The sequence below is a fragment of the Marinifaba aquimaris genome (assembly GCF_013328345.1).
Taxonomy (GTDB): Bacteria; Pseudomonadota; Gammaproteobacteria; order Enterobacterales; family Alteromonadaceae; genus Marinifaba; species Marinifaba aquimaris.
On the sequence record NZ_JABULX010000032.1, the window covers coordinates 1 to 12,621 of the forward strand.

The 12,621-nt window shown below is 39.5% G+C and carries 8 protein-coding genes; 5 read left to right on the forward strand and 3 right to left on the reverse strand.

Annotated elements, in window-relative coordinates; translation table 11 throughout:
* Window positions 1-690: 690 nt before the first annotated feature.
* Window positions 691-1,236 carry an RNA 2',3'-cyclic phosphodiesterase gene (gene thpR / locus HR060_RS16130; RefSeq protein WP_174201326.1) on the reverse strand — a complete coding sequence of 182 codons (546 nt, stop codon included), beginning with the start codon at window positions 1,234-1,236 and terminating at the stop codon, window positions 691-693.
* A gap of 77 nt (window positions 1,237-1,313) precedes the next feature.
* On the opposite strand from thpR, the gene hrpB reads away from it, so the two are divergent.
* Together hrpB and mrcB are read left to right on the forward strand one after the other, a co-directional pair.
* Complete coding sequence (gene hrpB / locus HR060_RS16135; RefSeq protein ID WP_174201327.1) at window positions 1,314-3,743, forward strand: ATP-dependent helicase HrpB; 2,430 nt, start codon at window positions 1,314-1,316, stop codon at window positions 3,741-3,743.
* Complete coding sequence (gene mrcB, locus HR060_RS16140; RefSeq protein ID WP_343044259.1) at window positions 3,743-6,094, forward strand: penicillin-binding protein 1B; 2,352 nt, start codon at window positions 3,743-3,745, stop codon at window positions 6,092-6,094. The genes hrpB and mrcB overlap by 1 nt, the downstream gene beginning before the upstream one ends.
* Here the strand turns inward: mrcB and HR060_RS16145 are convergent.
* Both HR060_RS16145 and HR060_RS16150 read right to left on the reverse strand, forming a co-directional pair.
* A complete protein-coding gene (locus HR060_RS16145) occupies window positions 6,091-6,576 on the reverse strand; it encodes a DUF4442 domain-containing protein (RefSeq protein WP_174201328.1) in 486 nt (161 codons plus the stop codon). The two genes, mrcB and HR060_RS16145, sit on opposite strands and share 4 nt — an antisense overlap.
* Before the next feature lie 37 nt (window positions 6,577-6,613).
* Complete coding sequence (locus HR060_RS16150; RefSeq protein WP_281362628.1) at window positions 6,614-8,839, reverse strand: glycosyl hydrolase family 18 protein; 2,226 nt, start codon at window positions 8,837-8,839, stop codon at window positions 6,614-6,616.
* Between the two features lie 470 nt (window positions 8,840-9,309).
* Between HR060_RS16150 and HR060_RS16155 the strand changes: the two genes are divergently transcribed.
* The 3 genes from HR060_RS16155 (at window position 9,310) to HR060_RS16165 (ending at window position 12,586) form a co-directional block, all read left to right on the forward strand.
* Entirely contained in the window at window positions 9,310-11,004 is a 1,695-nt protein-coding gene (locus HR060_RS16155) for a cellulose-binding domain-containing protein (protein WP_174201330.1), read from the forward strand.
* Between the two features lie 138 nt (window positions 11,005-11,142).
* Window positions 11,143-11,727, forward strand: a complete 585-nt coding sequence (locus tag HR060_RS16160; protein ID WP_174201331.1) for a TetR/AcrR family transcriptional regulator — start codon at window positions 11,143-11,145, stop codon at window positions 11,725-11,727.
* 247 nt (window positions 11,728-11,974) lie between these two features.
* Window positions 11,975-12,586: an MlaC/ttg2D family ABC transporter substrate-binding protein gene (locus HR060_RS16165; RefSeq protein ID WP_174201332.1), complete on the forward strand. Its 612-nt coding sequence runs from the start codon at window positions 11,975-11,977 to the stop codon at window positions 12,584-12,586.
* The last annotated feature ends 35 nt before the right edge of the window (window positions 12,587-12,621 follow it).

Consider the following 12,621-nt stretch of genomic DNA (forward strand, 5'->3'; position numbering starts at 1 on the left):
TCAGAAGTGAAACCTAATAGCGGCGATGGTAGTGTGGGAGGTCCCATGTGAGAGTAGCACACTGCCAGACTCCTATTGAAGAAAAGCCCGTTAGGAAAGTAACGGGCTTTCTGCTTTTCTGCATTCTGATTTTTTGAATATCAACGTTGAGCTTTTAAATTAATTACTGGCTGATATAGCTGAATGAAAATGATTAGATGAGTGTAGATTGAATCAGAAGTGTTTATATTGAGAATTAGCAGTTGGTTTGCGCGAATTATCTACCTTGATAATTAAAACTCCATGTTTACGCGCAACCCATTCAATACTGCTATCAGCTTGTCTGTCCTAGACGGCTATCCTTGATCTTTCCTTGTTAAGCTACCTTGCTTGTACTCTTCCTGAGTATGTCCTTTCCTGTTCCTTTTCCATTTTTCCTGTTAGCATCATGCTATTTGTCGTCATCCTTGGTGCTTCCTAGCTCCTTTCGACATTGTTAATTCTAAGTAATCGGACCTGTTATTAAAGTATCTGAAACGAATAAAAACGTGTCATATTATTGTTAATTTAAAAAACTTCATATATTTCATTCGGTTAGTGTTCAGGTAAGGTTAGATTCCTGTAATTAAAAAGCAAAAACCTACGGTGGTGTGAGAAATATCTTACGTTGTATTTGGTTTATATCGCTTCTTATTCTTATTTACGTTTTATTTAGTCACCTAGAGAGATAGCCATCAATTTAGTGTAAGTTAATTGATCATCAACTCTATGAGATTGGTAAAGAAATATCTCTTCTGCTAACCAAGTTAAGGGTGGTAATTTATTATTAGTTAAGTCAGGTTCTCTATCACGGATGTAATTTCTGAATAAACTAATGTGAGGTTTAAAAGCCTGTAACGATGTTTGTGGTAGAAACCCTATCAGTTTAGCTCTTATTTGATTGGCTAAATCAGTCAGTACGTTAGTAGCGTATGAATCAACGGATAAATAAAGCACCTTTGGTTTTTTAAAGTGGTTAAGCTCTTTGGTATATAGCTCAATTGCTTTGGCTCTAATTTGAGTTAGCTGGTATTTTATCTCTTTTAGCTCAGTAACTGCCTGTATACCAATAAAGCACAAGGTGATATGGAAATTGGAGCTGGCGATAGGTCTACTATAATTTAATTGTATTTTATCTTGTCTGAACTGCTCAATCTGTTTAGTGGCATGGAAGGGGATATCAAACCCTACAAACAATCGAATAGTATCTTCATTCATTTTATTAATTGTTAGTGCCTTTTTTTAGATGAATTAGCATAATATGAGATTAGAATAATTTATTAAGCCTGCACACTTTGTTACCAATAGAATCTTGTTTTGACCAACTGCTTAATGCATTCAAATCCAACATTAATGTCACACTACAGGCACCACCTGGTACAGGTAAGTCTACATGGCTACCTTTAGCGTTACTCAATAGCGGTCATTTTAAAGGTAAACTGTTATTACTTGAGCCAAGACGAGTTGCTGCTCGCAATATCGCAAATTATTTAGCATCTAAATTAGGCGAAAAGCTAGGGCAAACAGTTGGACTGAGAATGCGAGGTCAAAGTCTCGTATCAACTCAAACTAAATTAGAAGTGATCACTGAGGGTGTCTTAACTCGGATGATACAGTCAGACCCTGAATTACTCGATTACGAGCTGATTATATTTGATGAGTTCCATGAGGCTTCATTACAGGCAGATACCGCATTTGCTTTTTGCTTTGACGCTCAGCAGGCACTGAGAGACGATCTCAAGTTATTAGTCATGTCAGCAACTTTAGATATGCAACGCATTAATCAAATTTTGCCTGATGCTCCGCTAATTGAGGTCGATGGTCGTCTCTACCCTGTTGCAATTCATTATCGTCCAATTGCTAAAAATGACTATTTGATCTCTCATTTAACCAAAGTCATTCAGTATGCAGTTAATCAGCATCAGGGCGATATCCTCGTATTTCTGCCCGGTGTTGCTCAAATTAATCAATTGTATAGCCAATTGCTTGAGCATTTGCCTGATTGCCAAGTCGAAACATTGCACGGTCAACTCAACTTGCAACAGCAGCAATCGGTACTGGCTCAATCGCACGCTGCGCAGCGGGTTATTCTATCTACCAATATTGCAGAGACGAGTTTAACCATTGAAGGTGTTGAGGTGGTTATCGATTCGGGTTTGCATCGCAGAGTACACTTTGATGATAAAACTGGCTTTAGTCGTTTACTAACCGAAAAAATTTCAATCGCTTCTGCTACTCAAAGAATGGGTAGGGCTGGAAGGGTTAAAGCAGGTCATTGCTACCGTATATGGCCAGAATCAGAACATGCACGATTGCGCGCTGATTATCCTGCCGAAATAGAGACCGCTAATATTGATGCTTTATTGCTAGACACCTTGCAGTGGGGAGCTCAAACTATTGCTGAGCTTAACTTTGCTACTTTACCGACCGACAATCAAATTGAAAAAGCTTACTCTAGATTAAAAACAGCAGGTCTTGTCTGTGAACAGCACAAATTAACTAAACTCGGTCGGGCTGTCGCTGAAGTTGGGTTTGAGCCTTATATCGGTATATTAGTACAACTAAAAGATAATACAGCGGCTAGGCTAGCTGCTTATCTGACAGATAGCCGTCCACCTGTCTTAGCCAATGAATGGCGTTTAGAAAGGCAAATTGAGCACGCGTTTTATCAGAGTAAAAGCTTGTCTAATCAAGCTAAACGCTATGGATATGATAATTCATCAGAATGCCGCTCAGAGTTTGATCGGGCCGAGCTTGCAAAAGCGCTGATTCGTATTTGGCCTGAGCGTATTGCAATGAAAGTGGGTGATAAATACAAGTTAGCTTCAGGTAGCAGTGTTGTGTTCCATCACAGTGTAACTCACTTACATCAGCCAGATCTTCTCATCGTGACAAAAGCGAGCTTCAGCCAAAATCAGGCCGCGGGTATTATTAACCAGGCTTTAGAAATAGATTGGCCTTCTATTGGCCCTTATATTGACAATATCACTGAAACACAGGTAGAGGCCGAATTAGATAAAAAAGGTCAACTCGTCTTTATCGAAAAACAGCAGTTATTTGCATTAACCATTAGTGAGCAACGCTTAACCAGTAAGCCTAATAAAGAGCAAAGAAAGCAAGCATGGCTGAGTTATATTAAGCAGAATGGATTGACAACGTTTAAACAATTTAAAGCGCTTGAGCAGCTTCTTGCAAAGATAAGTTTAGCGAAATCTCTTGCACCAGAGCATTTTGAAACTTTAGTGGACTTACCCTTAATCGAAACTAAGCCTTGGTTATTTTTTGCAATGTGGCTTGATGATATTCACAGCATTGAACAGCTACTGAGTATTAATTTAACTGAAATTGTTAATACTTATTTGAGTTACCCTGAACAGCTTTGGCTAAAGGACAACCTACCGAATAGTTATATTACGGCTGATGATAAAAAGGTAAAACTTGATTATTGCGATCCCGCGGGTGTGAAAGTATCAGCGCCTATGCAATCTTTTTACGGCATCACTGAGCACCCTAAAATTGCATTAGGCCAGGTTGTGTTAGTGATTGAAATGTTATCCCCCGCCAAACGACCGATTCAAACAACAAATGATTTACCGGGTTTTTGGCAAGGTAGTTACAGCTTGGTTCAAAAAGATATGAAAAGCCGTTACCCTAAGCATTACTGGCCAGACGATCCTGCTAACGCGATAGCAGGTACCCAAACTAAAAGAGCAAGAGGCATTTAGTGGCAAAAAAACAAGCTAAAAAAGCAACATCAGCAAATTCTAAGATGAAGTGGCTTAAATTACTGTTTATTAAGTTAGTCGTTTTGTCTTTAGCTGTTGTCATTGCTTTTGGTGTCTACCTTGATGCGCAAATTAAACAGAAGTTTGAAGGTCATAAATGGCAGCTACCCATACATGTTTATGGGCAAGCTATGGACTTTGCTAAAGGGGACGCTCTGACTCGAACAGGGTTAATCGAACGTTTGAAGCTGCTCGATTATAGTCGAAATGATCATCTCACTCACTCTGGCCAATATGCTTTAATGGCTAATAAAGACCTGCTCGAATTTGTACGCCGAGGTTACGAAACCCCCGATGTGCAAGTTGCCGCTAAGCATTTAAGGGTTCAGTTCTATCAAGGTCGCATTAAGCGCATATATGATGTTAAAGCTAAATCGCAATTGTCTGGCTTTTCTCTCGAGCCTTTCTTAGTTGATAGCATTCAAGCAAACAACTTTGAAAATCGAATCTTAGTCAATTTAGATGAGGTACCTGAGTTCTTAACTCAGTCACTTATTTTAATTGAAGATAGAGATTTTTATGATCACCACGGTGTGGCACCTTTATCTATTGTGCGAGCGCTTATCCAAAATATTAAAGCAGGTCGAACAGTGCAGGGCGGAAGTACGCTGACTCAGCAATTAGTAAAGAATATGTTCTTAAGCCATGAGCGCAGCTTGTGGCGAAAAATAAAAGAAGCATATATAGCCGTTCTGCTCGATGCCCAATATAGTAAAGAAGAGATTTTACAAGCCTATGCCAATGAAGTGTATTTAGGCCAACACAGCAAAAAATCGGTGAATGGTTTTGCAATGGCTGCAAGGTTTTACTTTGCTAAGCAATTATCTGAATTAGAGCATCATCAACAAGCACTGTTAGTTGCCCTCGTAAAAGGTGCATCGTATTACGACCCGAGACGCAACCCAGAGCGTGCGACAGAAAGACGTGATTTAGTTTTAAGGCTAATGACAGAGCATAACTATTTGTCTCGAAAAGAGTATGAATATGCGGTTTCTAGGCCACTAGATGTGATCAGTAAAGACAAGATCTTATCAGGCCGTTTTCCTAGTTACATCGCCAAAGTTAAAACAGAATTCAAGAAAATTGTTAAAGAGCAAGCTTTTAGTTTTGACCCTCATTCAGGCGTAAAACTCTTCACTCACTTTGATCCACTTGCTCAGACACGCGCGCAAAATGCTGTCGCTCGAAAATTATCTCAGCTTGAAAGCGCTAAAGGCAGTAAGCAATTACAAGCAGGTATGGTGGTTATCAATAGTCAAAACGGTGCCATTTTAGCTCAAATTGGTGATAGGAAAGCGAATTACAAAGGCTTTGATCGCGCGCTGTATGCCAAACGCAATATTGGCTCTTTAGTAAAACCCGCTATTTATTTAACTGCATTAAACCACCAACAAAATTATCATTTGGCAACACCGTTGCAAGATGAGCCTATTGCGCTGGGAAGTGAATCGGGTAAGCGCTGGCAACCAAAAAACTATGATGGTAAGTATCAAGGGCAAGTGCTACTTATTGATGCTTTGTCAGCTTCACGTAATGTACCGACAGTAAATCTTGGTATGGAGTTGGGTATTGATAAAGTGACTGATACCTTGCGTCTACTTGGTGTTGATTCATACATCCCTCAATATCCTGCCATGTTACTGGGCTCGATAGAGATGACACCCATGCAAGTTGCGAGTATGTATCAACCCATTGCTAATATGGGTTACAAACGCGATTTACACGCTTTATTCGCTATCAAAGCGCAGCACAAAGTGATTTGGCGACAGAACAATGAATACAGTCAAAAAGTTATTAATGCAGAGCAAGCTTATTTACTGAATTATGCGCTGCAAGAGACAACCAGAACAGGGACTGCAAAGTGGTTGAGTAACATGTACAGCAAAAGCCGCTTTGCAGGCAAGACAGGGACGACCAATGACAGTCGAGATTCGTGGTTTGTTGGTTATGACCAAACGGAACTTGCCGTCGTTTGGGTGGGGCGTGATGATAATAAACCAACCAAGTTAACTGGGTCATCAGGCGCGCTAAAAGTATACGGAGAGTATCAAGCTAAGCGAAAACCCATTAACCTTGTAGTGCCAAAACCTGAGTCTATTGCTCTGCGTTATTTCGATAAAAAACAGGGTACACATTTAGCACCAGGGTGTGAAAATGTGCGATTACTGCCTGCACTTTATCAAGCTCTTCCCAAACCAACAATGTGTCAGCGTAAGCCGAAAAAAGGTGAAGCTTTTGAAAAAGAACCTGAAAAGAAAAAATCGTGGTTTGAGAGGTTATTTGGTGGCTAAGACGGTTTGACTCTTACGGAAAGAGTCAAAGCAAATTGAGCCACGACTTCTCTATGTGGCGGTTCGTAAGTACCACAATAAGCACTAACGTTAACTTGTTGGTTGACCCTTTGGCCTGTATTGATTGCTCTACTGAGTTGTTTATCAATTAAATGGCCTTGCTCACAGACAAAGTAAACATCCGACTCTGGTCTTTTTAGGAATTCAGCTTGCATATCTTTAAAGGCAAAATGTATGGTGTGATTGCCCTGTTCCGCTTTGGCAAAGACCATGAAGCCTGCCGCTAAATCAGCCCCGATACACAAAGTGCCAAAATACATGCTCTTAAGGTGATTACGGGTAAACCAATTTAACCTGATCTTTACTGCGATATTTTCATCATTAATAGCTAGAATTTTAGGTCGACAGAAAAAAATCATCGGCACCTTAGTTAATGCAAATAAAGTGAGTTGCTTATTTGCGTGTTTTAAGAGGTCACTCATGCAACTACTCGATCAAAAAGACTACCTTTAGCCTAGTTTACTCAAACCAGTTTGGATAATGCGTTCTCAATTTTTTCAAATATGAACGACCAATTGGTACCAAAGTTTCTGCCAATAATAAACTGTAGCTAGCTTTGTTTTTGTTTAGCCCTGAAATGTATCTTGGGTTAATTAAATAGGAGCGATGTACTTGAACAAGTAAATCTGGGAAATAGCTTCTAATTGCTCGTAAACTCAAGTAAATGTAACTCGGATTTGTTTTGTTTTTACAATAAATACCAGAATAACCACGGGCGCCTTGAATAAATAAAATATCGTCTTTGTGTTGACTGATTTCGTGTAATTCGGCCAATAATTGTGGTTGCTTAATAAGTTTCCTAACTTGTTTTCTCGCGAGTGTGACAAGATGGGCTATCTGGGAAAAATACTGGGTTTGCTGCTCTGTTAATGTTTGCGAAAAAGTCAGGTGTAAATGAAAGTCAAAATGATCGGGATCGGTTATCTGGGCAGCGCATTTATCGTGGCTAAATATTAAACTTGGTATTTGTTCATTGTCACTAGCAGGCTCACCATCCGTTTTCACAGCAGTACAATGACCTATTTGTTCGACTACTTCATGCTCTTCAATCAGTTTTAGACCACTGACAAGGTGCTCATCTTTTAAAAAGTTAAATAAACTAGCAAGCATATCAGACAGTGAATCTTGCTTTTGCATTAATAAAGTAAAGGCTTCTAGTTTAGCTAAAGGCTCTTCTAGTGTTTCTTTAATTTGATGCTGCTGTTTGGGTTGCAGCTTGGCTATCTGAGGAAGCTGGTAACTCAGTTGAGCGGCTTTTAAAGCAATTAAATTAACTGAGTTTTGTTGTTGATCGGTTAATGAGACGGCTTTGGCAGGGTTCGATATAAGTGAAATTAGCTGCTCAGAAAGCTCAGGAAGTTGCACTAAAGCAGAATCAAACTGTTTCTTATACCAGCGCTTTTGCCCATACCAAATTAAAAAAGCCGTGAGCAGAAACAAGCTCAGCCAGATTAGGGCAAATAACCATGGCATAAGCGGTTTGATATAAGCCAAAAAAGCTAAATACCTTGCATAAAACGGGTATTCAAATTGGTGTATTTGCTTTGACAAACTGGTTTTATCACTACTATCGGCAATGATATCTGAAATAGCCATTCCAGCTAGTTGATGCTTTGCACTGAATAGCAGCTTTTCGGCTAACGAGCGATTACTTTCATAACTGATGAAGATCGCTTTTTCCCGGTTATATAGGCTGCTTGCTTTTGCTTGTTCATGCCATTGTTGGCGATAGGTGCTGTCTTGCAACAAGGTTTGAATGTGTTGGTGGCTAAACTTTCCTGTCGCACCTTGCTGATAGTCATCATAAGTCCCCATAGGAATTGACTGATAGCTTTGTCCTAGTCCTTGTTCTATGTCTTCTACACCTTGCCAACCCATGCCTAAACTCGTGATACTGATAACAAGTTGTCTATTTGGCAAACCTTGTTCAAATAGCTCTTTTACGGCGCGGGCAATATTGTCATCTACTCGGTTTTTCGCTGAAAATAACGGAGCTTTGTGTCCGGTATTCTTATTCCATGCGCCGTGATATTCGTGTGCGATAAGATTAAAAAAGCTCACGTGTTTAGCAAATTGGCTAAAATCCCAATTAACTCGATACAAGGCTTTATCTGGTACGGTAATACTGAGTACACAATCTTGGCAGGCTTGCCTTAGTTTTCTAATTAATAGTAAGTAGTTACTTACATCATTTGCTCTGACTTGTTGATTGGGTGTTGTTTTAAATCCAGGAAATCGCCAATCAATTTCAAATCCATCAAAGCCATAGCTTTTTTTCAACGCCAGTGCTGACTGTATAAAGGTTGCGGTTTTATTTTCATCGGCTGCAATATCTGAAATAAAATTAGATTGTGCCCAACCGCCAATACTCAACATGACATTTAGATCGGGGTGATTGGATTTGAGGCTTTTTATGCCGTTGTAATTGCCTTTTACACTCTGGCCCGCATCGTTTAATTGTTTTAATTCAAAGTCTATAAAATGGTCGCTCGATAACACTGTGCCACCTGGACTTAGTGCTGCTTGACTGTAAATTAAATGACTGTAGTGCGGGATTGCGAGTTGCGCGATCGGCTTGTCCAAATAACTCTGGTGCCCGTGGAAGTACCCAATGAGCTTGAACGGCTGCCCAAGCGAAGGTCCGCTAAAGAATATGATTAAAATAAGGAGTGAAAAAGTACGCATCTTTTTTGTTATTTTCGAATGACTAACTTATGGCTGACAGTTGAGCATTATTGCAAACACACTAGCGTTTAACAAAACACAGATACCATCAGTTCATATGAAAAATCTCTTTACTCAGCCAATAATTGAGCTCAGTGCTTTAATTTTTCACTGTGACTTATGGTCACTTATTGTCTAAAGTTAAATAAAAACAATATCTTATGTGTTTTCTATACGAAGGTGACAGTCGTTAGCCTACTCACTATACCGTTGAGACCTTTCAAATTACCGTTCATCAAATATTGTTATACTATTTTCTGTATAAGTTATTGATTTTAAATATTAAAATTGTTTTTTAGGTGTCGTTTATAAGATGGCATTGTCCTCCCTCTTTTTTAACAAGATTTTTACATTTAGTTTTTATCTCGTACCTCACATCGCTATGCCGATTGTTGAGGGTTTCAATCAACTTGATAACGAGGTCGATAATAATGAAAAAAACCACACTAGCCTTATGTTTGACGAGTTTACTGGGCGCCAATGCTTTTGCTGATGTTTGTAACGACACCCATGTTTACCCTGATTTCCCACAAACTAACTGGCAAGGTCAACCTAGCCATGCCGATCAAGGCGATCAAATGATTCACAATGGCTACTTATGGCAAGCCAATTGGTGGACGCAAGCTGAACCAACAATGCAGGCTAATGCATGGCAACAACTACAACCAATTGATTGCAGTGTTGGGGATATTGGCGACGGTGCCATTCAATTTAAAGGGTGGGAGTTAATGGTTAATGAAAGCTTCTATTGTGCAAATGATATCAATGCCTGTGAGCAAATGGCGTTTGATCAAGAAGATGAGTTGCTATTAAAGCTGCAATACATAGACTTTAGTGACGATGACCCACAAAGCCCTAATTTTGGTGGTCGACATTTCTCTATTGACCTTGCACTGGACAATATTGAAATGCTGACAAAAATCATTGCTTCCGGGCAAACTCCTGCATTGAATGTTGCAACATGGAAAGATAATTTACCTGCTGCCTATGCAATGCAGCACGATGATTGGTGTTTAGATAGCGCCAATGGCATAGGTGAACATGTTTTTCCTGAAGTGGCTGAGCGTGGTTTAACCACGTCAATTGGGGTAATAACCAGCCTGTGCGATGAATCTAAATGGCAAAAAGCAAAAGCGTTTGTTGATGCTGGTTTTAGTATTTTCAATCATTCAAAAACACATGCATATCCTGATGCACCCAGCTGGGATCCTAACGCTGTTATCACTTGGGATGACGAGCAAGAGGTTACTGTTGCCAACCAAGAGATATACGCACAAACTGGCTTTATGCCATCAATGTTTGGTATCCCCTATGGTTTGTTATCAAGCGATAGCCTACAAATGATGCGCGATTCAAACTTGATCACTATGGTCCGCAAACAAACTTTCCTCGATGGTAACTTTACGATGAGTCATGGCATCAATGCTGCCGATTTTTCTGACCCGTACCAGTTATTAGGAAATTTATACGATGATGAGTGGGGACCGTATAACCAAGCACACGAAGGGGCGGCAAAAATTACTGCGTATTTGGACGATACCATTGCTAATGGCGGTTTTGGTTTGCAATATTTCCACGGCGTTAACGATACTTCTTATTACAGTGTACCGCTTAATGAGTTTACCGAGTTTTTAGATTATTTAGCGGTAAAAGTGGAAGACAAAGCGGTTTGGTTAGACACACCTGAAGCGATAGTTAATTATCGTATGGCCAGCCAGAATTGTTCACTTGATATTCAAACAGTGCCTTTTGGTTATATTGCACAATTTGATTTATCAAACCCTGCATGTTCAGCATATCAAGCTGAATTGACACTCACTATAGATCAATCTCAGAAAGTAGCAGCTATTTATCAAGGAGCCTTAGCTTTGCCCTTTAATCAAACAGAGCAAGGTGTTCAGTTTGATGTGATGACTTCAGGCTTAGCTATCACAGTATTACTTGCTGGTGATCAAGTATCTGAAGGTGATTGCCAAGTTGTTGCAGATTACCAGGCTGGTCAAGTGTACTTAAAGGGGGAAAAAGCCATTTATCAAGGTACTGTTTATCAAGCTAATTGGTGGACAACAAGTATGCCTGACAATAATCCATGGGGTGCTTGGACTAAGTTAGAAGGCTGTTTATAAACACTATTTTCTCATAGCCATTGGCAGTACTTTTAATCAACTGATTTGGGTGCTGCCTTTTTTAATTGTTGCTCATTTGCAACCGACCGGTAGGTCGGTTAGAATCATTTTGTGTTCAGCAAACTAAAGTAGGTGTATATGAGAGATGCAGAGTTAACGCGTCAGAAAATCCTTGAAGTCGCCGCTGATGAAATTCACAAGCAGGGTTTTACTGCCACTAGCTTATCTTGCATATTAAAGCGTACAGGTGTTTCTAAAGGCGCGCTTTATCATCATTTCGATAATAAACTGGAACTTGGCTACGCCGTTTTTGAAGAAGTTTACACACCACAGTTTTTAGAAGCTTGGAGACCCGCAGTTGAAGTAGAAGACCCTATTAGTGGTCTAATAGCGTTTTTTTCTAGTTATTGTCAGCAGGCAGATCTGGACGACTTAATGTGTGGTTGCCCGCTAAATAATCTTTGCCAAGAGATGTCGAGTGTCGATGAAGGTTTTCGGGTTCGTATTTTAAGTTTGCAACAGCAGTTAAACACATTGATTGCCAGTAATTTAGACCGTGTCAGTGATAAGTTGAGAGATGGTGTTGATACCAGCCAAGCCGCTTATTTTATGGTTGCGTCTTTTCACGGCGCTAATAATTTGGCAAAAAGCAGTCGCAATACAGAATTATTTGAGAAAGTGATTGCAGAGCTTTGCTCTTATATAAAAAGCTTAAGTACTTAATAACTGATTCAATACAAGGCTAGTGTTACTAGCCTTGGCTTCAAATAAACGCCTTTCATTTAACCTCGGTTAACGACCTTTTATCTCAAACATCATAAATTGTTCACAATAATTCTTTACAAACCGCTTGGTCGGTATGCATAATTAACAAAACAAACCGCTTGGTCGGTTTATGTTTGAATCGCTTCTTAGTTTACCAATCACATTTAGCTAAAAAGCGCTGAAATAGAAATGTTGGGAGAGGGTCATGAACAAACACATTGCGAGCTTTTTTATTTTCTTTGCAGTCTTATTGATTAGCTTAAATACAGCCGCTGCACATAAAGAAGCGGGCTCTCCATACCAGGTTGTTAAAGTTACAGGTGAGCATTTATTTAGTCGTATCCAGCTTGAACAAACCAATTTGAAATCAGACCCCAAATTGATGCAGAAAATTGTTTTAGAAGAGTTAATGCCTGTTGTTGATCACAGATACGCAGCTTACAAAATTTTAGGTAAAACATATAAAAAAATGACAAAGCAACAACGCAAAGACTTTGTTGTCTCTATGAAAAACTACTTAGTGAAAACTTATGCTAACGCCTTGATGCAATATGATGATCAGCAAGTTATCTATCAAAAGCCTCAGGCGATTAAAGGTAAGAAATTAGTGTCTGTGGCAACAAAAATTGTAGCTGACGGTGCACCTGAAATCAGTTTGGTTTTTAAGATGCGCCAGAATAAAAAGACTCAGCAGTGGAAAGCTTATGACATGGTTGTTGAAGGAATTTCACTTATTGCCAGTAAACAGGCGGAGTTTAAAAAACGAATTTCGCAAAAAGGTATTGAGCAAGTCACGCTGGAATTAGCCGCGTTGTAAATCAAACATCATTTAAAGTCAGCTTAGGGTTTTTA